The 25,497-nt window shown below is 46.7% G+C and carries 14 protein-coding genes; 2 read left to right on the top strand and 12 right to left on the bottom strand.

Annotated features, from left to right (window positions below):
- Window positions 1–294: 294 nt before the first annotated feature.
- From QE357_RS23110 to QE357_RS23090, 5 genes are all read right to left on the bottom strand, one after another.
- Complete coding sequence (locus tag QE357_RS23110; RefSeq protein ID WP_309713112.1) at window positions 295–480, bottom strand: hypothetical protein; 186 nt, start codon at window positions 478–480, stop codon at window positions 295–297.
- Window positions 481–770: 290 nt separating this feature from the next.
- Window positions 771–3,221: a TonB-dependent receptor gene (locus QE357_RS23105; RefSeq protein ID WP_309713109.1), complete on the bottom strand. Its 2,451-nt coding sequence runs from the start codon at window positions 3,219–3,221 to the stop codon at window positions 771–773.
- Window positions 3,222–3,232: 11 nt separating this feature from the next.
- Window positions 3,233–3,928: an ATP-binding cassette domain-containing protein gene (locus QE357_RS23100; protein ID WP_309713106.1), complete on the bottom strand. Its 696-nt coding sequence runs from the start codon at window positions 3,926–3,928 to the stop codon at window positions 3,233–3,235.
- A complete protein-coding gene (locus QE357_RS23095) occupies window positions 3,921–5,312 on the bottom strand; it encodes a DUF3526 domain-containing protein (RefSeq protein WP_309713103.1) in 1,392 nt (463 codons plus the stop codon). The genes QE357_RS23100 and QE357_RS23095 overlap by 8 nt, the downstream gene beginning before the upstream one ends.
- Window positions 5,309–6,751: a DUF3526 domain-containing protein gene (locus QE357_RS23090; protein ID WP_309713099.1), complete on the bottom strand. Its 1,443-nt coding sequence runs from the start codon at window positions 6,749–6,751 to the stop codon at window positions 5,309–5,311. Before QE357_RS23090 ends, QE357_RS23095 begins: the two co-directional genes overlap by 4 nt.
- A 552-nt stretch (window positions 6,752–7,303) precedes the next feature.
- Between QE357_RS23090 and QE357_RS23085 the strand changes: the two genes are divergently transcribed.
- Both QE357_RS23085 and QE357_RS23080 read left to right on the top strand, forming a co-directional pair.
- Window positions 7,304–9,670, top strand: a complete 2,367-nt coding sequence (locus tag QE357_RS23085) for an ABC transporter permease (protein ID WP_309713095.1) — start codon at window positions 7,304–7,306, stop codon at window positions 9,668–9,670.
- 288 nt (window positions 9,671–9,958) lie between these two features.
- Window positions 9,959–12,505 carry a TonB-dependent receptor domain-containing protein gene (locus tag QE357_RS23080; protein ID WP_309713093.1) on the top strand — a complete coding sequence of 849 codons (2,547 nt, stop codon included), beginning with the start codon at window positions 9,959–9,961 and terminating at the stop codon, window positions 12,503–12,505.
- 785 nt (window positions 12,506–13,290) lie between these two features.
- On the opposite strand, the gene QE357_RS23075 is transcribed toward QE357_RS23080, so the two are convergent.
- From QE357_RS23075 to QE357_RS23045, 7 genes are all read right to left on the bottom strand, one after another.
- On the bottom strand, window positions 13,291–14,451 hold the full coding sequence (locus QE357_RS23075; RefSeq protein ID WP_309713090.1) for an efflux RND transporter periplasmic adaptor subunit: 1,161 nt from the start codon (window positions 14,449–14,451) through the stop codon (window positions 13,291–13,293).
- A 4-nt stretch (window positions 14,452–14,455) separates the two neighbouring features.
- On the bottom strand, window positions 14,456–18,754 hold the full coding sequence (locus QE357_RS23070) for a CusA/CzcA family heavy metal efflux RND transporter (RefSeq protein WP_309713088.1): 4,299 nt from the start codon (window positions 18,752–18,754) through the stop codon (window positions 14,456–14,458).
- 170 nt (window positions 18,755–18,924) lie between these two features.
- A complete protein-coding gene (locus QE357_RS23065; protein WP_309713085.1) occupies window positions 18,925–19,311 on the bottom strand; it encodes a hypothetical protein in 387 nt (128 codons plus the stop codon).
- Between the two features lie 547 nt (window positions 19,312–19,858).
- Window positions 19,859–20,755 carry a class A beta-lactamase, subclass A2 gene (bla, locus tag QE357_RS23060; RefSeq protein ID WP_309713082.1) on the bottom strand — a complete coding sequence of 299 codons (897 nt, stop codon included), beginning with the start codon at window positions 20,753–20,755 and terminating at the stop codon, window positions 19,859–19,861.
- Between the two features lie 260 nt (window positions 20,756–21,015).
- Window positions 21,016–21,435, bottom strand: coding sequence for a GNAT family N-acetyltransferase (locus QE357_RS23055; RefSeq protein ID WP_309713079.1), 420 nt, complete (start codon window positions 21,433–21,435; stop codon window positions 21,016–21,018).
- Window positions 21,436–22,909: 1,474 nt separating this feature from the next.
- On the bottom strand, window positions 22,910–23,632 hold the full coding sequence (locus QE357_RS23050; protein ID WP_309713076.1) for a DUF3823 domain-containing protein: 723 nt from the start codon (window positions 23,630–23,632) through the stop codon (window positions 22,910–22,912).
- Between the two features lie 11 nt (window positions 23,633–23,643).
- On the bottom strand, window positions 23,644–25,491 hold the full coding sequence (locus QE357_RS23045) for a RagB/SusD family nutrient uptake outer membrane protein (RefSeq protein WP_198555314.1): 1,848 nt from the start codon (window positions 25,489–25,491) through the stop codon (window positions 23,644–23,646).
- Window positions 25,492–25,497: the final 6 nt, after the last annotated feature.

The following is a 25,497-nucleotide window of genomic DNA, read 5'->3' as shown; positions in this document are numbered from 1 at the left end:
ATCTCTTCAGTTAGCCAAATTTTATAGGACAATAATAACAAGTTGACTGACTGAAGAGATTGTTAACTATTAATACACCACTACTGTCATTCAGAGCGTAGCGAAGGACCTTATGAGCTTTGGCGGCTTTACTTGGTTTTGGTTGCTTCCCCCCGGATGGAATCCGGGGACACTCTACCTAGCTGTAGGCCTCTGGCTGGTAGGGTGCAAATCCCTAGCTGGTCAGAAAACACCTTGCACAAACAAAAATATACTTGTCAACTTCGGCCAGAGCCGAGCAACTATGGGAGGAGCCTACCGATTAATCTGTGATAGAATCATCTCGTCCTTAATTTTATGATCGTCGGCTAGTAGTAAGGCTTTAGATAAAATCATCGATAAACCTTCATCCCTTTCAAAGGGAATAAACACTCCGTTCGCCGGATCTTTCTGAGTCCGGTCCTGCACGATGCAGAGGTACTGATCGTTCGGCTCCATCAAAATATTGGTGCTGTCAAGATGAATTTTATAAGTTCTTAGCTTTCCCTGTACCCGGAGGTATTTATCCGTTAACTCTGAAACTTTAGTGATCTTTAATCGAGTCCGACCAACTTCTCGTTGTTAACAACTGCTTACCTTATGATTGTAGATTTTTTGGTTTGGGTGAGTGCTACCATTAGAAAGGATAGCCGGACCACGCTGGCTTAGCCAATTTATAAAAAAAGGACGATCAAGGTTTGCTCCTCAATCGTCCCATCAGACAAAATTTGTACGTTAAGAATACTAAGCTATTAAAACCGAAACGTCAGCGTAACCGTCGCATTCCTGGGGGCACCGGGGAAAAGGCGGAGGTAGTTTTGAGCTCCGAGCCAGTACGTCTGATCAAACACATTATTCACGTTCATGGCCAGTTGAACGTTACTTTTAGCGGGTGTATAGTAGAAAGCAGCATCAAAAACGGTGAATGCCGGTATCATGAAACTTCTGGTAAACCAGGGTACTTTATCGCCCTGATACTGCACACCTAGTCCAACGCCTAAGTCTTTCAACGCCGATGCACTGCTGAAATTATAGCGTGTCCACAGGTTTGCACTGTGCCGGGGGGTGTTTTGTTTACGGGCACCAATCAAACTTTCGTCCTGGTCGCGGGTAATGATCGCATCGATGAAGCTGTACGACGCATTTACCTGCCATTCGGGGGTAAGATAGCCAGCCAGTTCCCATTCAATTCCTCGACTGCGTTCAGCTCCTCGAGTGACTAGCCGATCTGGATTAACCGGGTCGTTGGCGTTCATGAGAATATTTTTCTGAATAATTTCATACAGGGCCACATTCATGTGCATACGGTTCTGGAAAAAAGAAGTTTTAGTGCCCATCTCTTTCAAACTGCTTCGCAAGGGATCAAACTGACTTCCGGCGGGTAAACTACCGGTTTGCGGCATAAGCGTCACTGTATTGGATTGCGGTTGAAAGCCTTCCAGATAGGTACCATACACATTGACGGACTGGTTGACCGTATAGGTAAGTCCGATTCGAGGAAGCAAGGCGGATTTGTTCACCTTACTAGCATTAGGAGATCTGTAGTTGGTAATATCTTCAAACCAGTCGTTACGAAGTCCGAGCAGCACCAGCACTTTCCCCAGTTGAAGTTGCTCCTGAAGGTAAATCGCATGAGTGGTAGTCAGGGCTGCTGGAAGTGCCGTTCTGACATTCATGGTATAATCTTCGACATTGCGGAGGGTATATTGAGGGTTTTGCAGATCGAAATAATTCACATTCGGCTTAGGCAACACCACCCCGTTGGAAGTAATCGTCTGATAGTTAGCGGCATTCGCCAGTACAAATGAACTGGCTACTGTGCCGTCTTTCAATAGAAAACCTCGGGCCGCATTTTGTCCACCGCCTTTGAGCTTGTTCCAACTCGTCAGATCATAGCCCAGCAGAAGCTTATGACCCATCTTGCCCGTGTTGAAATCAAAATTCAGGTAAGCATTCAAATTGTCGGTGTTCCAAAATTGCTGGCGTTGCACAAATTGCATGGCAGCCAGATTGGTTACGGGCTCATTTTTGATATTCGGGGCGAAAGCATTGGTGGTACGGTGTTCACGTAAATCTTCCGTCCAGGACTGCTTCATATAGGCGGCGTTGAGTCCGATCTTCGAACTAAACTTATGCGAAAGGCTTCCCATCAAAATCAATTCCTTGGAGCGGAAGTAATCATTGGGTGCTCCCAGGTTGAGTCGAGTGGAGGTGCTGTTAAGCCGTGTCTGTCCAGCCACTGCTCCGAAAATAGGTTGTCCACGATCAAGCACGCCATTCATGTCGCTGTAGATCAGCTCCGCGTTCAATGCCGTTTTAGGGTTCGGGATATAGCTCAAAGAAGGTGAAATAAGAATGGATTTATTATTCACCAGGTCGCGGAAGGAACGGGCCTGCTGGTAGGCTCCGTTCAGACGGTAAAGCACGGTTTTCGACTCATTGAGCGGGCCGGTGAAATCCAGCGTGCCGCGAAACGTGCTGAAACTTCCTCCGCCCAGCGAGACTTCTTTCCGTTGGACAGCCAGGGGCTTTTTCGTCACCAAATTGATACTTCCGCCCGGATCTACGGAAGAGAAAGTCGCACTGGCGGGTCCTTTAATCACTTCTACTCGCTCGATATTAGCCGTCAGTGGTTGCAGAAAATAGTATTGCCGGGTACGCATGCCATTAATAATCTGGCCTTCCTCATTCTGGCTGATCCCCCGAATGGTGTACTGGTTGTAGTAGCTGGAAGGAATCACACCGCTGGCGATCTTAACGGCATCGCCCAATTGAAAAGCCTGCCGATCCGTAATTAATTCTTTAGTAATGGAGGTAATGGACTGCGGGATGTCTTTATTGGGCGTTGAAATTCGGGTAGCAGAAAACGAATAATCGCCGCTGTAGTCTTTGGCGAGGCGACCCGTTACTTCCACCGTTTGTAACTGATTGACCTCCGGTAGTAATTCAATGCTAAGAAAATCATTTCCGGCAACCCGTCGCTCCGTTTTGTAGCCTACGGCGGTGACCTGAATGGTTCCTTTGCCTGGAAGTATAAAGAAACCCACTGAATCGGTAACGGTTCCTTTGCCCGAACCAAGTAACTTCACGCTGGCCCCCGAAACTTTGGAGCCAGTGGCTGCATCTGAAACAGACCCAGTAATCTGCTGAGCATGGGTTTGTAAAGTGGTGAATAGAAGAAGAAGCGTAAAAACTCTGATCATAAAAGGGGTAATTAAACTGTTTTGAGGTAAAGACTTTCCAATTCGTTCGCTGAGATCGTATCGGCATTAATGATGGATTGAAGAACTCCTTCTTTCATGATACCAATGCGGCTGGCTACTTCTTTAGCCCGGAAAATGTCGTGGGTGGTCATCAGGATGGCAGTACCCTTGGAGGCCAGTGTCTGAATGATTTCCGAAAACTCGTTGGAGGCTTTGGGGTCTAGTCCACTGGTCGGCTCATCGAGCAGGAGTGCTTTTGCTTTCTTGGCTACGGCGATGGCAATGCCTACCTTCTGCCGCATACCTTTGGAGTAACCGGAAAGCTGCTGATCGAAAGCCTGCACTTGTAGCCCCGCCGCTGAAAGCAAGGACCCCAGTTCTTCTCTGGAATACGCAAAACCTGCCAGCGAAGAGAAATATTTGAGATTTTCGATACCAGTCAGGTTGGGGTAGAGCATGACCGTTTCGGGGATATAAGCCAGGTAGGGTTTGATTTCCTGCGGCTGGTCGGCCACCGAGATGCCGTTAATAAAAGCAGAACCTTCGCTGGGTTTAACAAAGCCCAAAAAAAGGTTGATTGTGGTAGTTTTTCCGGCACCGTTCTGACCGAGCAACGCAAAAATTTCACCCGGCTGAATAAGTAAATCCAGCTTGTTTACTGCGGTATGGTTGCCGTATCGTTTCGTGAGGTTTTTGGCTTCAATCATTGGTTAAATCTTTAATCGTCAGGAAATTTCTTTTAAAAGAAAGCAGGGCTATTCCTAAAAAGGCAAAGCACCAAAACAGGATCGCCAGGATGCCAGCAGTAGGTGGTTCGTTTCCATAACCGACCGGCTGATAAGGCGGAAAGCCAGTCCAATTCAATTTTTCGGTAGGAGTGTCTTCAAAAATGTGGGGATAAAAATATTCCCGGATTTGACGATGATGGGCTTTAACCGATTGCAGATAACGTACGTGACTTTCAAGGTCGGTATTGGCTACCTGGTTTAAGGCTTGTTGGGCTGCGATAAGCGGGTTAAACCATCCCATGATTTCGGACAGATTTTGCCTTTGGCTTAATTTTTCGAAGAGTTGTTCCGAGGCATGTTTCGACTCCAGATCGCCCGAAAATTGCATGGCATAGTACCAGCCGGGCGAATATTTATCATCAGGAATCGGATAATGGCGATACTGAGGGTACACCGCATAGAACTTTTCCATAGTGATTTTTTTAGGGGCGTCCCATTTAGCGTGGTAGCCTTCCCGTTGACGAATCGTCGTTTCGCTGGCTTCGGGGATGGGTATGTTGCTATTAACGAGGGTGTTCGCCATCCCCGGAAGAAGAACGGCCAGAAAGATCCATATGCAAATCAATGCAGTAGCATTGAAGGAAGAACGTTTGCCTAAAGAAACGATCAGGGCTGCGACCGCGAACCAAAACAGTACATAAATCAAGACAACCAGCAGCAGTTGAAAGGTAGGCCCAGAAAATGGAAGCCGCAGGCAAAAGCAAGCCGCTGCAAAAACAGCTAATGTGAGTACCAGCAACACTCCAAACCGAACCAGCAGTTTCCCGGCAATGGTTCGACTTAACTGAGCCGTCGAGGTATGCACGATATTCCAGGCACCCGTTTCCTGCTCTTCTGAAAGGACGTTATAGCTTAACGCGATGATGAGCAACGGGAATAGAAATAGAAATACGAAAGCAGCGTCCAGATTTCCCACCAGTAAATTGAGCGGATTCGTTAGCTCCGAATCGTAGAGCTGCCCTTCAATAGCGAGCATTTTTACTTTTAGCGTATAGGGATGAACGTCACGTTGGCCCAGGGTAAATCGAGCCCAGGGCGTAGGCGGGTTGATCGTATAAAAAAACGGATAATAGGCGGTGGTACCGGCCACTTTCCCGGCCCCATGAGCGACGATTTGCTGCAAGTGATGTTTTTGCACGGAAGGCACGGCAGCGATGGTTTGCTGCTGATGCTCAATCACCTGGTTTCCGTGGAAAAAGCTGTAAAAGGCAAAAGCCAGTAGGCTGATCGCCCCCAGAAGTACTGCCTTGCTCCTTAGAAAATGCCGTAATTCCAGTCGCAGTACGTTTCGGTAAGGTTTCATAACAAGTAGTTGCGTTTGGAAGAGATGTAGTATAAAGCACCAAAGCCCGCCAGGACCCAACAAGTCAGTGCGGCCAGACTAACCCCCGCCGTCGAAAGGCTCTCTGTGATCGTAACCGGTTGAAACGTGAAATCGGGCATCTGCTGCCAGTTTTTAGCACTAACCTTTTGCTGACCGTCGTTTTTGTAACGGATTTGAGTCAAATGAATCTGATTAAGCCTTTGCGATTTTTGGTAGCGGTAGTGTTCAGTCTGCTGCTGAAAAGCGGTAAATGAGTTGAAATCAGTACCGCAAAGATTCATCGACAGATTACGAATCGCCAGAAAAGGATCAACAAAAGCCAGGGCTGAGGAAACGGCGTTTTGGGATTGGTAGATTCCGATCAGACGGTCAAAGTGCTTGCTGAATAAAGCAGAACTAATGGTTTCGCTCTCCTGCATGACCAGTGCTCCGTAATTCAACGGCAGAGCCTGGACAGAATCGACGCCATACTTTTGCAACAGGCTTGCCTTTAACTGGGCAAAATGCGGATCGTTGGGATCATGGCTATCGCCCTGCTGGCTTAGCTCTGCTTCTATGGCCTGTTCGAAGGCAATCTTGTTAGGGGCTTCATGAAGCTTACTCCCCAGGGTCTGGGCACTTTTAGGAATGACCACAACGCATAGGATCCATCCGGACACGAGCACCATTAAGACATTTTTGGCCGATGTGCTCACCGCTGATACTCCTACGACCAGTACCCCTACAATCAGGAAATAGATTGCATATAAAGAAACGATGATTGCTATACGTAATAAAGTATCTATCCCTAGTCCATCATCGGAAAGAAAAAAAGAGCCGGCGAAGAGGCTTACCAAGATGAGCGGTAGGAATAAAGCCCAGACCGCAGCAGTGAGCCCCGCTGTTTTACCTACCAGAAGGTCAAAGAAAGAAGCACGCTGGCAAAGCAGAATTTTCAGTACGCCGTTTTGTTTTAGTCCGGCGATGGTTGAAAAGCCAATAAAAACAATCAGTAACGGCACCAGCAATTGGATGACCAGGGCTAAACTTAGCTCGCCAAACCGTAACATGCCATTAGAGAAACTGGCTTCACTCAGGTTGATTGTATTTTGGCGGTGTGCTTCCAGAAAGACAGCATTCCCAACATAGCTGTCGAGACCGAAATCAAAAAAGCTGAGTGGCGATTTTTCGCGAAAGACCAGATAGCCATAATGGGCTACCCGGTGAGGGTGCCGATCAGGCTGACTCATCCAGTGATCATGGACTTGCTGATGGGCCACCGCTTGTTGCCGATTAAACTTGCTGACATACTGCCACCCGGTAATCGTCGCCAGCAGCGAGACGGCCAACAGTGAGAAGTAAAGCAACCGCGTGGTGCGGCTTCGGAAAACGGTATTCCATTCCTGTCGGGCAATGATTTTGATAAAATGAAGTTGCATGGGGAAGGGATAACTAAGGTACTAAATGCAATAATGTTGCAAAGTAACAGCCTTACTATATTTATTGCAACAATGTTGCAATAAATATAGTAAGGCTGTTACTGGACATCGTAGGTTTAGTTACTTTCCAAACGCGTTTTTCACGAATTCGCTTTGAAAATGCAGGGTTATAAACCAACTCCTCCCACTCTTATTTAGACCCAAAGGAGATACCTTCGGTGGAATAGGACGGAGCTGGGGCTAGTAAAGTCTTCCCGAGACCCAAATCATAGGCTTGGATTACAGCGGAAGGTAGGAGCCTGCCGCTCTGGATGACAGAGATCATCAATAAAAATAAATAGGTATGTTCGTCTGTTTTGTTAAAGGTAGCGTTCAAAAATGAACACGTCATTGTGCGTTTTTGGACAGGTTATAATTAGTTATCTGTTGTGTTTGAGTATATTAACTCTAGTTGTTCCGCGTAGGCATGGTTTTAAACCCAGGATTATAGAAGGTATAATAAGTCTCAGGAAGTATAGCCAGGTCTATCACGAAGTGTAAAAGAACTACGTCATGTTTATCAACCATCTTAAAATTGCAAGACGCAACCTGAGTCGTCATAAGGTTTTTTCAATGATTAATGTGATTGGCCTGGCTTTGGGGATGGCGGGTAGTTTACTTATCTATTTATGGATACGAGATGAATGCAGTATCGGGACTCACTATAAAAATGCGTCTCATCTGTACCGAATTTACGAGCGGCAGTTTCGCAATGGGGAGGTCAGTGCTTCTACCGGAACGCCAGCATTACTTCCAACGGAGCTAAAGCAACAGTTTCCCGAGATCGTTTATGCGGCGGGATTGACCTGGGAAGAGCCACACCTGGTTCATGCTCAGGAAAAAACGTTACGACTCATGGGGCGGTCTGCCGGAGCGGACTGGTTTCGCATGTACGACCTTCCTCTACTGGTGGGAAACCCAGCAACTGCTCTCCAGGACCCCTTGAGTATAGCCATCTCTCAGCAAATGGCTCAAGCCTTATTCGGGGGAGCTACGCAAGCGATGGGTAAAACGATACGACTTGATCATCAAATCGATTATCAGGTTTCAGCCGTGTTTGAAGATGTCCCTACCTCCGTAGAAGATAAGTATGATTTTCTATTAAGCTGGTCTGACTTCATGACTCGTACGCCCTGGGCGAAAGAGTGGGGAACGAGTAGCCCTCAAACTCGTATACAATTAAAACCTGGAACGAATGCCGCTGCCTTTGACGCAAAGATTAAATCGTTTTTGCAGGGCAGACACGCAGGCCTTGGGTCCGGTTTCAACATAGAATTGTTTCTACAACCAGAAACCAAAGCTCACCTTTATTCAGACTTGTCGAGTGGGTATGCCACTGGAGGTCGGATTGAATACGTCCGGTTGTTTAGCGTGGTAGCCGTCTTCCTTTTGTTAATCGCCTGTATTAATTTCATGAATCTGGCTACGGCTCGTTCGGTGAAACGGGCGAAAGAAGTAGGCGTGCGAAAGGTATTAGGAGCTGGTCAAAAAGAGCTGATTGGACAATTCCTGAGCGAAGCCCTCTTATTAACATTACCCGCCCTGGTGCTGGCTCTTGAACTGGCTTCACTGGTCTTACCTGCTTTTAATGTCTTCACAGCAAAGCAGATGGAGTTGCCTTTAACCAGCCCTACTTTCTGGCTGGCTCTGATTGGACTGTGGACATTTGTAGGTTTACTCTCAGGAAGTTATCCAGCCCTTTATTTATCTTCCCTGCAACCCGTTCGGGTACTTAAAAGTGCTTTCCGTTTGGCTGGAGGGGCCCTGAGCTTTCGCCAGGGCTTAGTGATTTTTCAATTCACGTTATCCATTCTTCTGATCATCGGAACGCTGGTAGTTTACCGGCAGCTCCATTACATGCAAACCAAAAATCTGGGCTATGAGAAGGGAAATTTGATCTACTTAACGGCGGAAGGTAAGGTGGCTGCCAACTACGAAACGTTTAAGCAAGAGCTGATGCGGCAGGCTACTATTCAGAGTATAACCAGGGTTAATGATCGGTTATCGGATTTCGGGAATAGTACGAATAGTGTGGAATGGAGTGGTAAAGCCAGCAACCAGAGTACTGAATTTCAAATTCAGTCCGTAGGGTATGATTTGATAAAAACATTAAAGCTCGAAGTACGGGGACGTGACTTTTCCTCTGCGTTAGCCACGGATTCAAGCAATTATTTGATTAACGAAGCGGCAGCTAAGCGTTTACCCTATGCTGATCCGCTGGGCAAAGATCTATCGGTTTGGAATAAACCGGGTAAGATTATTGGGGTGGTAAAGGATTTCCATTTCGGGTCTTTACAGAAAGCCATTGAGCCTCTCATCATTCGACTTAATAAAAACGCTTCAGAGCAAACGATTATAATTCGAATCCAGCCGGGTCAGACCCAAACGGCTCTTGCTCAGATCAAGTCTCTTTACCAGCGTTTTAACCCCGACTATCCTTTTAGCTTTCAATTTGCTGAGGCAGACTATGAAAGATTATATGAGAAGGAAAAAGTGGTAAGCGTATTTGCTAATGTATTTGCCAGTCTGGCTATCGTTATTTCCTGCTTAGGTTTGTTCGGACTGGCGGCCTTCACAGCAGAGCAACGAACCAAAGAAATTGGCATTCGTAAAGTATTGGGAGCATCCATTCCAGGAATTGTCGCTTTGCTTTCCAGGGATTTGCTTACGTTGGTACTGGGTGCCAGTTTACTGGCTGCTCCTCTGGCTTGGTATGCCATGAGTGAATGGTTGGGAGGCTTTGCTTACCGGATCGAACTATCAGGATGGATTTTTGTAGGGGCGGGCCTGCTGGCGTTGGTGGTTGCCTTTCTAACGGTTAGTGTCCAGGGCATTAAAGCGGCTCTTTTGAATCCGGTTAAAACGCTTAAAAGTGAATAGTGGCTTTACCTGCCTAATCACGTATACAAAGTTCGCTACTATCACTAAACTTACCCTGGGAGATCTTTTAAGTTCAGGTAGGGAAAACTTTACAATCAATGTACCTTTCTCCATTCGCTGAAGGTAAATGGAGAAAGGTGCATTAATATGCTTTTCTAAAAAACCTGTTTGGGTTTTTCGCCCTTTTAATTTTCATATCTTCTCTCTGTTAACAAATCGGTTTCATTTATCGTTATGTTCTATAAAATATAACGATAAATTCGTTAGTCAGCGTTTGAAACCGAATCTATGCTCCATTCTACTTTTCTCTATTTAACCTTAGTTACGGTTTCGAATGATACCATTCCACGCCCGGATTCGATCCGATCACGCGAGTTGGGAGAGGTGGTGATCTCGGCTTCTCGACTACCGGAATCCATTCTTAAATCGCCCGTTAGTATTGAAATGCTTGACGCCCGCCGGATTCGTCAGTCTGCCCAGCCTTCGTATTTTGATGCCATTGAGAATCTAAAAGGCATTCAGATTCTTACGCCGAGTTTAGGCTTTAAGGTGTACAACACCCGTGGCTTTGCTAATACAACCAATGTTCGATTTGTACAATTAGTAGACGGCCGGGATAACCAGGCTCCGCACATTGGGGCTCCCATTGCCAACGCTCTGGCTCCGTCTGATCTGGATATTCAGCAGGTGGAAGTAGTTCCTGGCGTGGCTTCGGCTTTGTACGGCATGAATGCCCTGAATGGTCTGGTAAATATCATTACCCGAAATCCATTTGATTCCCAAGGGTTTAGTATTGCTCAGAAAACGGGTATTAATCATGTGGGAGAATCGGCGACGTCAGCTAAACTTTTCTCAGAAACTAGTCTGCGGTACGCTCAGGCCTTTAAAAACAAATTTGCCTTTAAAGTAAATCTGGTTTACCAACGGGGGTATGACTGGATTGCTGCGAATCAGCAGGATTTGAGTCCAAATGTAAATAGCTCCCTGGGTCTGTCTGGCCTGGATAATCCCGCTTTAGATCCTGTCAGTAGTTACGGAAACGAAGCTGCCAATCGTCGTACCTTGCGATTGGGAGGTAGAAATTACGTTGTAGCCCGAACGGGGTATTACGAAGCGGAAGCCACGGATTATAACCTGATGAATCTGCGGGGAGATGTGTCCCTGCATTACCGGATTAACCCCAGAACGGAACTGATCTATACCTATCAGGGAGCCACGCTCAACAATGTTTACCAGCGTACCAATCGTTTTCGGCTGGAAGATTACCGACTCGATCAACACAGTGTAACACTGCGTTCGTCTTCGGTTCAGTTACGTTTGTATCGTTCGAGCGAAAATACGGGCTCTTCCTATAACATCCGCTCAATGGCCGAGAATATCGACCGTTCCTTCAAATCTGATAACCAGTGGTTTTCAGATTTTACCAATGCATTTAATGCCCTACAGGCAGGCGATGTTTCCGTACCCAGGGCCTTGCAAGAGGCTCGTCTAAGGGCTGATCAGGGTCGGCCCGTGTCAGGAACGCAGGCATACAATGAGTTAATCGAACGATTGCGACACATCAACAACTGGGATACGGGAGCGGCTTTGCAGGTAAAGTCCTGGATGTATCACGCCGAAGGGCAGTTTCAGCCGACGAAAGAACAATGGAAAAATTTCCGTGAGCAAACAGGAATTGATCTGTTGGTGGGTTTTGACTTTCGTCGTTATGTGGTGTATCCCGATGGTAACTATTTCGTTAATCCCGCCAGACCCGGACAAAACTTAATCTATGGTAAGCAAGGAGCTTTTCTTCAGGCGGCCCGGGGCTTTTTCGAGGATCAGTTAAAAGTAACGGGTTCACTTCGGGTGGATAAAAACAGTTATTTTACCGCCCGGCTAAATCCCCGCGTCGCGGTGGTATATAGCCCAACCGAACTGCACAACTTCCGTCTTTCGTATCAGAATGGCTATCGTTTCCCGTCTCTGTTTGAAGCCTTTTCGAATGTGATTTCAGGAGGCGTAAAAAGGGTAGGAGGTTTACCCATTATGTCCCAAAATATTTTCGAACGGGCTTACCTGCGAACGTCCATCGATGCGTTCCAGGCGGCCATTAATACCGATGTCAATACCAATGGACTAACGACTCCTCAGGCGATAGAAAAGAACAAAGGCTTGTTACGAAAAAGTCCTTATAACTACCTAAAACCCGAGCAGGTAAATAGCTTTGAAGTGGGTTATAAAGGCCTGTGGCTGAAGCAACGACTCTACATTGATGGCGAATTTTATTATACGGCTTACCGGAATTTCATGGCTCAGGTCAATGCCAATATTCCACGCGGTAGTAATGCCGATTCACTGGGTTATTACTTGTCCAGCTCAACCACGCAGGATCGGTATCGGCTCTGGACAAATTCGCAAAGTCGGGTTTATAACTACGGAGCGAGTGCGGCCTTGCGGTATAGTTTAACTTCTCAGTGGTCGTTGGCGGGAAATGTGTCTTTTGCTCGTTTGGACCGGGCTGAAAAGGGGGATGGCCTAGAAAGTGCCTTTAATACGCCCCAATGGATTACCAATGTCAGTGCTTCAAACGCAAACCTCTGGTCGGGCCTGGGTTTTTCAGTCAGCTATAAATACCAGAGTGCCTTTCTGTGGCAATCTGAACTTGCTTCTGGAAGGGTCGCGGCCATTAACACCGTAGATGCCCAGCTTAGTTATCAATTGCCTAAACTGGGCCTGTTGCTGAAAGCAGGCGGAACAAATCTTATGAACAAATCCTATTACACCTTTATCGGGGGGCCGGGTATTGGTGGGTTTTATTACACTAATGTGGTCTGGGAGCCCGGGCGGAAGTAAGGTTCATTGAAGACACTAACTTGGTGTAAGGGCTGGTGTCTTCAACGGCTGTTTGTTGGTAACTGACGTGAATTCCCCGGATTTCATCCGAGGCTATCCATATTCAACCCCGCTGGGGTTGTTGTAAAAATTGTTAAGGGTTACGACCAATAACCCCGGAGGGGTTCAACACAGGTAGCCCCGTTCTGAATAGCCCCGGATGAAATCCGGGGACTTGATTATCAGCGTCTGTCATTCAGAGCGAAGCGAAGAACCTTATGATCTTTTTCGAGCTGTTTAGGGCATGCGGTAACTTGACTAAGCCAGCCCCGCCCCATTCCACCCAAGGTCTCTCGCTGCGTTCGAGATGACAGGGGGAAAAATTGGCTGCCACCGTCACTCGGCTAGAGCTGAGCGACTGCGGGAGGGGGTATCAACAATTGGATGTTAGACGAATGATGCCAGCGAAAAAGCTGGCATCGGTCGGCCTGAAGTCTATGGATTTGCCGCTTTCATTTTCTCGCAGTTACGCCGTGGTTGTTTAGACGCCAGCCATAGCGGGGAGAGACAAATGCTATGAAGTGGCGTCTATGACCTTTCAGAACCAAAATTTTGAGTTAAACTACGAACGTGTGATGTAGGCCATTTTGGTTTAACTAACTAAGACCCACTGGTGCGAGATTCCATCTCGTTCCTAAAATAAGGCAGGTGGAACCTGCCGTTATCCCTCAAAGTTTTAGAAGTCTTGATTCTAGACTTAAGTAAGCAAAGAGCGACCTTCTTCCAAAAAGGCCGCTCTTCGTTCATTATCCTTCCGCTTTTGCTAGTTCGGCACTGATAAAATAACTACCCTTTTTAACCAGCGGTAGGGGCGATGGCGTTTCTAATATGATTTCGGTATACCCTTTTTCTGAAGTCCCGATCTTCACGGGAATCTTTTTAAAGTAGTAATACTGTTGATCCTTTTTTTCGAGACGGTAGACAAAGCTTTTACTACCATCCCGAATGATGGCTTCATTCGGCAGAGCAGGGACTTTCTTCTGATCCGTTACAATCTGGGCTCTTACATAGGCACCGGGCACCATAGACGCACTGTTGGCCAGTAAATGGCCCTGTACTTTTACGGTTTTGGTGTCCCCATCAAACGTTTGAGCCACTAGCTCTACCCTCGCCGTTTGCTCTTCGGTATTTCCCTGCGTCAAAGCAAAGTGAATGAGCTGGCCTTCTTTTACTTTGGCAATATCCTTTTCGAAGACGTTCAAGGCCACGTGCAGATGCTGTTTATTGACAATCTCCATCAACGCTTCGTTGGCATTCACGTGACGGCCAATGTTAACATTTATCGCCTGCACATATCCGCTGAAAGGAGCCCGGAGCTGAATAGTACTCAGGATGGAGCCTTGTCGGACAGACTTGGGATTAATACCTAAGAGCCTTAACTGAGCCTCCAGAGAAGTGACCAGAGCCTGAGTAGCTTTATAATCCGAGTCAGACTGCTCTAGTTTCCGGCGGGCACCGACGTTTTCTTTTTCAAGCTCCGTCTGACGTTCTAATTCTTTGCCTAAAAAGTAAATTCGGCTCAGAGCCTGAAGGTATTCCTGCTGAAGCTTAATATAGTCGGGGTGTTCCAGCTCGACAACCGCCTGGCCTTGCCGAACAAAACTACCCTGGAGGAGATTCATTTTCTTAACAAACCCACCCAGAGGGGCACTAATCGTAGCTATGTACTGAGGCGGAGCCTGAATAATGCCATTGGCCTGAATGGTTTCCGCCAGGCTGATTTCATCGACAATTCCCGTTTCAATACCGGCTTGTTTGACCATCGCGACGGGTATTGGAATGAGTGCTGTTGTGGTGACTGAAGCCGTGCGATCAGGTTTCACCAAGGAGTCCTGTTTTTCTGAATTTTTATGTTCGGACTGGCAACCTAATAGGGTTATCCAGCCCAGGAAAAGGAGTTTCTTCATGAATTTATTCGATGGGGAGTACTAGTGACTCCAGTTCAATAACCGCTTGATTGTAGGCTGCAACCTGATTCAAGTATTCTTCCTTGATTTGCCAGGCCTGCAAACTCGCCTGCACAAACTCGACATATTCAATCTCTCCGGCGACATAGCTTTTCTCTGCGTTGGCAAGGATAAAGTTGGCCTGCGGAAGTGCCGTAGCGGTATAATATTCCAGATTCTGAGCGGTGCGGAGGACTTCCTGCTGATTAATCGACGCGAGGCCCGTCAGACGTGAAGCCTGATATTCATACTCAATTCTGGTAGCTTGGGCACTGAGCCGGGCCGCCTCTATTCGACTTTTATACCAGCCCGAAACGATGGGTAACGAGACGCCAACCTGCACCGCCTGAAAGCCCCCTTTCCGTTCAAAGGACTGATTCAGGTATCCGAGTCGCAGATCAGGAAGTAGGCGATTTTTCTCAACGCTAATCCGGCGTTCTTCCGATTGCTGCTGACTAGCTAGTAATTGCAGTTCGGGATTATTTTCTGCAAGAATGGATAGCTTTGGATTAGGCGTAATGCGAAGCGATTGGCTCGTATCAATCTCCACGCCTTCGGGCTGTTGAAGGTAAATACCTAAGGCCTGCCGGGCTATCTTAATCTGCGATTGCAGCGACCGAATTTGAGTCCTGATGTCCCGCTGGCGAGCTTGGGCCGTAATCTGTTCAAGCCGATTACTTTCGCCCGTTCGTAGTCTCACGTTGGCTGCGAAGGCGGCTTTGGTAAACACAGAATCCTGTTGCTGTAATACCGCTTGTCGGGCGTAAAGAACCAGCAGGTGGTAATACGATAACTTTACCTGACGCATTAATTCATTTTTCGTAACCCGAAAATTTTTCTGAGCCAGGTCAACCTGAGCTTCCTGAAAGCGGCGTTGGGACTGATACAATCCCGGTAAGGCGAAGCTCTGCACCGCATTAAAGGTATAATCGCGATTGGCACCCTGAATTTGCCCTCGCTGGTAATCCAGGCTGGTTTTGGGAATGTCAAAAGCCGAACGCCGAAGTTTTTCCTGTACCTGAATCGAAACACCAGCCGATTGCAGATGCTGATTACGTTCTAGGGCCTGAGTTAAGGCCTGATCCAGGGTAAGTTTTTGAGCCTGAGTAGGGAAACTGCTTAGGAGGCTTACTAGAAGCAAACTCATTACCACCGAGCCCTTTTTACTGACTTTCACCGAACGATCCAGATAGCTATACAAAATGGGAAGTACTACCAGCGTTAGTAACGTGGCAGAAACCAGTCCGCCAATCACTACCGTAGCCAGCGGACGCTGTACTTCGGCCCCCGCCGTTGTGGAGAGAGCCATGGGCAGAAAGCCCAGCGAAGCCACGGCGGCTGTCATTACCACGGGTCTGAAACGTACCGAAGTGCCTAGTAAAATCCGTTTAAACAACTGGGAATGCCCCTCCTGCTTGAGCTGATTGAAGTAACTAATCAGAACAATACCATTCAAAACGGCAATACCAAATAAGGCAATAAAGCCCACGCCTGCCGAGATGCTAAAGGGTAGTCCCCGAAGTTCCAGAGCCCATATGCCCCCAATGGCCGAAAGTGGAATGGCCGAATAAATCATCAAGGCCTGTCTAACGGAACCGAAGGTAAAAAACAGAAGGACAAAAATGAGTAATAGGGAGACCGGCACGGCTACCATGAGTCGGGACTTTGCTTTCACGAGGTTTTCAAACTGACCTCCATAGGTAATGGAATAGTTGGGAGGTAGTTTTACCTTTTGTGAGAGAACCTGCTGAATTTCACCGATCAGACTCTCCACATCCCGCCCCCTGACGTTCATGCCAATGGTAATCCGGCGACGGGCATTATCCCTTGAAATCTGCATGGGAGCATTACTGTAGCGGACACTGGCTAGTTCTTCCAGCGGAACCTGATTGCCGTTGGGTAGATCCACGTAGATTTGTCGAATATCCGTAATGTCCTGACGGTGTGAACTATCAAGTCTTACTACCAGATCAAAGCGTTTCTCACCTTCAAACACTACGCCCGCCGTTTCGCCCGCAAAAGCTGTTTTAATCACCTGATTCAAAGCAGAAACATTAACTCCGTACTGGGCCAGTCGTGCCCGATTGTAAGAAACCAGCATTTGGGGTAATCCCACGATCTGCTCTACTTTGATATCACTGACCCCGTCTATGTTATGGATGATTCCGGCGATTTGATTAGCCCGGATATGCAGGGTATCTAAATCCTCGCCGTAAATTTTAATGGCCACATCCGACTTGACACCCGTCATTAATTCGTTAAAACGCAACTGAATGGGCTGGGTAAATTCCAGATTCAAACCAGGTAATGTTTCTAAAGCGGCTTTCATTTTTTCTACCAACACGGCTTTGTCGTGGGTAGTGACCCATTCATTGGGTTCTTTCAGTCGAACCATAATATCGGCGGCTTCAATAGGCATAGGGTCCGTAGGAATTTCAGCCGTTCCAATTTTAGAGACAACGGTTTCTACTTCCGGGAAAGACGTTTTAAGAATCTTCTCTACTTTAGTCGTCGTCTCAACCGTCTGACTTAGCGAACTTCCGGGTTTCAGCGTCAGGCTAATGGCCAGATCTCCTTCGTCAAGATTAGGAATAAACTCGCCTCCCATGCGGGTAAATACCCAGACACTAATGCCCAGCAATACCAGCGACAGACCTAAAATGACAGCCCGGAAACGCAGAGCCTTACGAATCAGTGGATCATATAGGCGATGTAGACCGTGCATGATTTTCTCGGAAAAGGCACTTTCTTTGGTATCGGGTTTCAGGAAAGCGGCGGCCATCATGGGAATATAGGTAATGCAAAGAATCATGGCTCCCAGCAACGCAAAACCTACGGTCAGAGCCATCGGACGAAACATCTTGCCTTCAATACCCGTCAAAGACAAGATGGGAAAATAGACAATTAAAATGATGAGCTGGCCAAAGAGAGCCGACTGCATCATCCGTTCGGCGGATTGCTGAGCCACGTCATCCATCTGTTCCTTCAAAACCCCCTGGTGATGGACCAGATAGAAGATCATGCCTTCGATAATAATCACCGCTCCGTCCACGAGTAAGCCAAAGTCAATGGCTCCGAGACTCATCAGGTTGGCCGAGACGCCGAAGGTGTTCATCATCCCCAGGGCAAAAAGCATACAAAGTGGTATGACAGAGGCTACAATTAATCCGGCACGCAGGTTACCTAGCAACACCAGAAGCACGACAATCACGATGAGACCGCCTTCGATCAGGTTTTTAGCTACGGTATGAATAGCCTTATCAATCAGCACCGTCCGATCCAGAAAAGGTTCCAGCACTAACCCTTTGGGAAGCGTCTTGCGAACTTCTTCCATACGGGCCTTCACGCCCTTAATCGTCTTTTCTGAACTGGCCCCTTTAAGCATCATCACGATACCACCTACTACTTCGCCCGTACCGTTTTGAGTCATGGCTCCGTATCTAACGGCATGGCCTATACGTACATTCGCCACATCCGCCACCAGAAGAGGTGTTTGATTGATGGTCTTGATCACAATCTGACCTATTTCCTCCGCCGAATGAACCATGCCCTCCCCACGGATAAAGAACGCTTCAGAACCTTTTTCAATGTAACTGCCCCCGGTATTGGCATTATTTAGGGAAAGGGCTGTAAAAAGCTCCGCCATGGTTACATCGTGTGCCCGCAACTGATCGGGGTTTACGCTTACCTCGTATTGCTTTAAAAATCCCCCCATGCTGCTTACTTCAACGACTCCGGCAACGCCCGCCAACTGACGCTTGACTATCCAGTCCTGAATAGTTCTCAGCTGCGTCGCGTCATATTCGGCCTCATAACCTGGGGCAGGCCGCAGTACGTATTGGTAAATTTCTCCTAAACCGGTAGTAATGGGAGCCATTTGTGGGGATGATCCTCCGGAAAGCAGGGCCGCCTCCGACTCTTTAAGTTTTTCACTCACCAGTTGTCGGGCCAGAAACAGGTCTACGTCATCTTCAAAAACTACGGTAATGACCGAAAGACCAAACCGGGAAACCGAACGAATTTCCGTAACTCCCGGAATATTACGAAGGCTGGTTTCCAGGGGGAACGTAATAAACTGTTCCATCTCCTGAGCCGCCAGAGAGGAAGACTGGGTAACGACTTGTACCTGATTATTAGTGATGTCGGGATTAGCGTCAATGGGGATTTGCGTCAAGGCATAACCTCCCCAGGCCATAATGGCCAAGACTCCAATAGCCACGACAAGTTTGTTTCGGATGCTGAATCCGATCAACGCTTGTAGCATGTCAGCATTGGTTAGTTCCAGAAAATAGAATCAAGAATCAGCCCCGGATGATGCCGGCACCATCAGTTTGATGCCTGCTTAGGGGACTGATGAATACGAAAGGACAACAGCTATTGAGTTACCCGCAAGGGCAACTAGGTTCTGTAATCAATCCGTGAGAGGAACTAGAATTACTGAGGAGGGCGTAACAGCGAGACGTACGTTTGGTAGGCGTACGCATTTAAATATTGGAAATGGTGATTACAGGAGAAAAACGTAATCAATGGCTTTTCAAGAGCAGCTTTGAATTCACTAATCACAAACAAAAATCCAGCCGAGGCATGATTGTAAAAGGGGATCTTCGTGTGAGGATGCGGGGTTTTCGCGTGCTCCGAGCTTGGGCTGTAATGCATTTTTAAAAAGCCCCAGAAACTTAAATTTGGTTGCAGCTTAGCCCTATGCTCCTGAAAATGAGTAAGCAAGCCCGGAATTTTATAGACCTCCTCTATGTCAGTTTGTGGAAACAAACTGCCCATAAACATTAATATGCTCAGAAAGAGGGCGATCACTTTTCTCATGGCGAGCCAAAGGTAGAGTAAATTCAAAAGAAGCGTACATATAAAGTATATTAAATTATGAATCTTAGAAGCGGTCTAACCTTTAGAATCGGAATGTGATTGTTCGCTTGGTTAGGGCTGACAGGCTTGGGAGAACGGCAGGTAGAACCTGCCTAATCGTAGGAACGAGAGGGAATCTCGCACCAGTGGGTAGCAGGTTTATTTCCCTCGCAGTCGCTCGGCTCTAGCCGAGTGACGAGGTAGTATGGTAGGCCTCTGGCCGATGGTAGTAAGCCTGTTTTGGTTGGGAAAAGTTGTTGGCTGATCCTCTACTGGTTCGCCGTCTACCGGCCAGAGGCCTAGAACTAGGTAGTCACTCAGCTAGAGCCGAGCGACTGCGGGGAACAAAGCGAAGGACCTTATTACGTTTGCGTAACGCATTGGGCCTTTAGAAATTTTATTCACTTGTTCTTGACCCCGGTTTGCATCCAGGGCTATTCTTTTCCGTTCAACACCACTGGTGCAAGATGGAATCTCGCACCAGTGGAAAAACGCCATAGATATACGACTAATGCTTTCCGGCGAAGTGATCATACGTCAGCTTGGCTATATCCGCAATGATTTGTTCGTTCTTTTCTATCCCTTCGGTGGAGTTATTTACAAATACACAGATAGCCAGATGCTTACCAGTAGGCAAAGAGATAAAACCGACATCGTTGACCGCTCCCATCATTCCGTCTTTATTGGTTCCCGAGGTTCCCGTCTTGTGGATGACCAGAGTTCCGGTTGGTAATAGCTTTTTGAGTCGATTCTCCCCAGTTACGGTCTCCGTCATTACTTTCCACAGGAAATCGTGGCTACTCTTCGAGAGAATTTTTTGCTGATAAAACAGCTTGAGTAAGTCCAGCATCGCCGCCGGGGTAGTCCAGTTGGTGTATTGGACGTCCCAGTTTCCCTGGGCCTGCATGGTTGCTTCCGTCGCCCGGATCGCTACCTCTTTAATCCCTAATTGATGAATGAACGCATTTACCTGCTCCGGTCCACCCAATAGTTTAAAGAGGTAATCGCAGGCACTACCATCACTCTCGGAGATCATATAACTGATGAACTTCGATAAGGGTAAATCAACGTCGCCATTGGGATAGTCTTCCCCCATCGGACTATGCAATCCAGGAGTTAGGTCACTTTTTTTAATGTGCATCTTTTGATCCAGTCGGAAGCGTCCTTTATCTACTTCTTTCAGAACCGCTAAGGCTACATGAAACTTATATACACTCTGCATAGGCACATGCGTAGATCCATGGATGAGCAAGGTTTTTCGGCTGGTAAAGTCGTAAATGCCTACCCCTACCGTTGCTTTTTTGGTTTTAACGAGTTGTTCAATTTTAGCTTGCAGGGACTCAGTCTGAGCATAAAGTGATGAAGTAGTCAGCAGCAAACTCAGCAAGAAGAGAAAGGTTCTCATGGGTGTAATGAAAGGAAGATAGGCTTGATTAAAAAGATACATACATTCAGATTTGCTGCCTGCATAAATACCAGGCAGTTTACGAGCATGAAGTTACTGGAGATTTTAGAAGCCTGTTACGTAGCTAACCATTTTAGTTTCGTGTAATTATTTAATACGATGTCATTCAGTTATAATAATCTGAATGATAAGTATATTAACGAACAACTACTGATCTATTTCGCTAGACTTTCAAGTTGTCGGAAAGTCTGTAAGCTTCTTCAAACGTTATAGGGCTCGAGGATCATATCGTAACGGTCAAGACCAGGGGCATAAAAATTCGGAGAGATTTTTAGCGTCCGAAAACCAGCCTTCTCAAAAAATGGGAAACTCAACTGAGTCGTGTCCAATAGTACCGATGTGCCTGGCCTGATTTCCTGAATTTTACGGAGTCGGTAATCTAGCAGCTGCTTTCCAACTCCCTCGCGTTGAAAATCCCGGGTTACCATGCCCCATACCAATTCAGCAGCCTTATCTATCTGGGAGGGTAAATAAAAACCTGCACAGGCGATGATTTGATTTTCATGTTCCACCACATAATAATTCATTGATGAGATTTCCAGTTCGCGAAGGAAATGCTGAAACAGCTCTTTTTCATGATCCGCAAAAAATGCCGGACAATTGCTTTCAAAGGCCTTCATACATCCAGCATAATCTACTGATTGATAAGTACGTATAACCATAATAGAATAATTAGTAGTGTTTCGACTGATAGACCTCTCGCTTTTCCGTCTCTTCACCAAAGTAGGTAATGAAGCCTGGTTGCCAGTAAGCATTGCCTCTAAATCAAAAATGTCTATTCTCAAAGAAAATAGACATTCGATAATCCGCTAATAAATTTTTTATAATTCCTTGCATGGAGAGCGTGTGAACACTTCACATACTTGTTTTGAATCAGTCGCTAACCCTGAATGAAGCTGATAAAAAGGGCTCAATTATATCGGGAAATCAAGTTAAAAACCAGGTCTGATCATACGTTGGACGACTAGACAGGACCTACACCTACCCTCAAGCCTCCCTGACAAAAGTAATACATTAAGCAATAATACGATAAGTATATTTATATAATACTCGTTGGAACAGGGTATGTGTGTAAGTATTGCCCTCATAACTATTGAAATCATAGTTCATTGTCAGTATAAATAGTGATGAACCATTAGCTCTAATGGACTGACTAAACTGGCATTGTAAATAACCCTCCCCATTTCCAACGCTTATCTATTTCCAATAATAGAAAACCCTGGAGTGAGATTCTTCGGATGGCTCTGGAGGATGGATGGGAATGAACCAACTCTCTCAACTTGTCATCTGGATTCAAGAGAGAGACCTTGGGTGGAATGGGGTGGGCTTACTCAAGTTTTTGCATGTCCCAACAAACTCGAAAAGGGTATAAGGTTCTTCGCTTCGCTCTGAATGACAGACGCTGATGGATAAATATTCCTCGGGTATAGAATGGCCTCAACTACCAACCGTGCCTCAGGAGTCCCCGGATTTCATCCGGGGCTATCCAGCTTGGGTGCATCCAGACCGGGGCTATTCATATTCAACCCCGCTGGGGTTGTGGTTAACATTGTTACAATAGAGTTACGCCAAGAACCCCGGAGGGGTTCAACACGGATAGCCCCGGATGAAATCCGGGGACTCCTAGGGCACGAGGCTAAGTAAGTCCCTCCGCTTCGCTCTCGATGACAGCTAGTTGCATAAACTCTTTCATCCAATGGTTCCCGAAGTAGGGAGAGGCTTTTTTACTTTTATTTATAGATAGCCTCTAGAATATTTGAGCTTTTCAAAGGCTGCCAGATGGCTCATTTCCTTATCGTTACAACCATTAATCAGGAGGGCGATGCTTGAAACAAAAACACCCCGACGCTAAGCAGCATCGGGATGTAAGGTCTTCCTATTGCTTAAAGTAAGTTCGTTCCAAGCAAATGATTTAAAACCATCTGACTCTAAAAGTGTCAGCAGGTTTGTAACCTTTAACCTTTATTTAATGAATGAAACGATTTATTAGGCATCTGCTCCTAGTGCGGCTAGCAGGGGCTGATAAACCTTAAAAAATCCGGGTATGAATGTTGAGTTATACCCTTGGTTTTCCCACCCGCTTATCCTTTAATCTTAGGGGGTTAATCGTACCGTTGAAGAGTAGATTAGGTCCCACACATTTTTGGTTTTTACACCCACCCGAGCGTAGAGAAAGCCTGTTTTTTTAAGATTTGTTTTCTCATAAGTTGATAAGGTTTTCAAATCCAGCGTAATCGTGTTTGTGCCTGGAACTACGTTACTAAATGACCTCTCGAATGATTTAGACGTATTATCCACAATAGCTGTCGTACACAAATGAATGACCGCTTTTTCTATGGCCGCGGTTGAGACTACTTGCTCAACATTGAAGGTGGCAGTAAATACCGAATCCTTGTAGCTGCTGGTATAGTTGCTCAGCCAGAAGTAAGGCGTTACTTCAAAGTTTATATTCTTCTCTTCTCCTTTCAGGGAAAACCGCAGCGTATCCGTATTAGGTACCCATGGGCCTCGTCCAGGAGTTAGGTTAAGGAAGTAATCGCCATCGAAAGCATTCACCGTATAACTGCCATCTTCTTTGGCAAATACCTTGATAAAACCCTGTATCCAGCCTTCACCCGTTTGGTGAAGCTGAAGCATGTTAGATCCGTAGGCATCAGAGGCAGTTGACATCAACTGCATGGGCTGTCCTTTATAGAGAAACTGGCCCGAAACCCTGGAGGTAGGATAGTCCCAGTTATCAATTTCTGTGCTGCAGCCCATAAGCAAAGACACCGACAGAAAGAGGAACAGACGATAGAAAAGGGATGATATAGTCATGATATAAATGCTTATTGTAGAGGGTTATACACCAATTTAGGGTTATTGGCTCGCCAGCTCGGCTGAATGGCCGCGTAATAATTCATCAAAGGAAAATTACGGGGATTGGGAGCCATTTTATAGGAAGCCTGTTTGGTAAATACCCACTTCCCATCATTCGCGTCGCCCGGAGCCACTACTTTATAGGGGAAGAGCGAATACATCTGAGCCGTAGGATCATTGGGGGTACCATTCCAGATGGTATGAGCTAACCGCCAACGTTTTAAATCCCAATACCGGTGATCTTCAAAAGCGAATTCAACCCGATATTCATTCACAATGTGGTTGAACGTAATAGTCGACTCGGTTACGGGTTGAATACCGCCCCGACGGCGAGTAACGTTTAAGTTCGTAACAGCCTTGGCTTTATCTCCCAATTCGAAAGCGGCTTCGGCGGCAATCAGATAGGCTTCGGCAATACGGATGCGGGGCCACCACATCTCGCTGAAACCTGGATTTAACCCTGCATTGGGGGTTTCATCCAGAAATTTCCGAACGAGGAAACCGGTTTTGTTAACAAAATTGTCAGAATTAGCCACCGGGCCATTAATAGACGTGATCAGATTACCCTGAGAATCTTTACCTCCAACGGAGGAAGTTAGCAGTACGTATTGATTACCCGATTTGTTAAGTTGGCCCGCCTGAAGAATCACAGGTGTCTGACGGTAAGGAGCATTGGGGTAGATGACCGTTCCCCAGAGCCGGGCATCCTTTTTAGTGAAAGGATCTTCAACAGAATTGTAGAATACATAACTCCCGTCGTCATTTCGTGTCTTGATCTGCGGGGCACTACCATCCTTATTTTCAAAGGCTTCCACCAGATTCAAAACTACACCCAGAGCGTTACCATCCGTATAATCCCGGTGAGAATAGGGCATTGTAAAATTTGTAAATTGCGTTACTACATTCGGACGTAAACGGTCCATCGCCCAGATTACTTCGGTATTGCCTGATTTTACGCTCGTCGCTTTGTAAAAAGAATCACCCAGGTTGGTAGGGTCAATCTGCAATACATAAGGACCCTGCTGGATAACCTGTTCGGCGGTTTCGAGGGCTATCTTATAATACTTACTGGCCTGATCAGCGGGAATACCTGCCTCCCAGTTTTGCGTTCTGACGCTGGGTGTAAGTTTATTACCATAGTTGGCAATGGAACCTGCGTATACCGCAGCCCGTGCTTTAAGCATCAAGGCAGCCCATTTATTAGCTACACTTCCATTCGTGGTTTTAGAAGAGGTGAGTTTAGAGGCAGCCAGATCGCACTGGGCAATAACGTAATCATAGATTCCCGCTTCCGTAGAGCGTGCTACCTGAAATTTAACCGGGTCGATGCCCGACTGATACGTGTACACGGTATCGCCCAAGATAGGCATGCCCCCAAAGGAGCGAGCCATGCAGAAATGATACCAGGCCCTTAAAAAAATACACTGAGCCTCCAGATCACTTCGGTCTGCTTCCAGTAAGGCCGAACGGGCTGCACTCGAACGGATTCCGATTAGGAACTGATTCATTCGTCGAACCAGTCCATAATCGTACGTCTGGAAGAAATCACGGGGGATCACTTTTTCAGCATCCGTTGTGGTGGCTGGCCCATACGAAAGGTTAGCTTCGTCCAGTAGGTGGTAATTGCCATGGTTACTATTGGTTTGTCCATAGTTAACCGATGCATAAAAATTAGCCAGAACCGACTGAGCCAGGGCTTTGTCGGTAAAGACCCCATCCTCAGGTAAAATATTGGTTGGTTCCGTATCCAGGTCGGTTGTACATCCTGCCAGGCCTAGCATAAATGCCATCACTAGCAAACCAAGAGAGATTTTCATAATCTT

It is taken from the genome of Siphonobacter sp. SORGH_AS_0500 (assembly GCF_031453245.1).
Lineage (GTDB): Bacteria > Bacteroidota > Bacteroidia > Cytophagales > Spirosomataceae > Siphonobacter.
The sequence above is the reverse complement of the archived record's forward strand: the minus strand, read 5'-3'. Positions and strand labels throughout refer to the sequence as shown.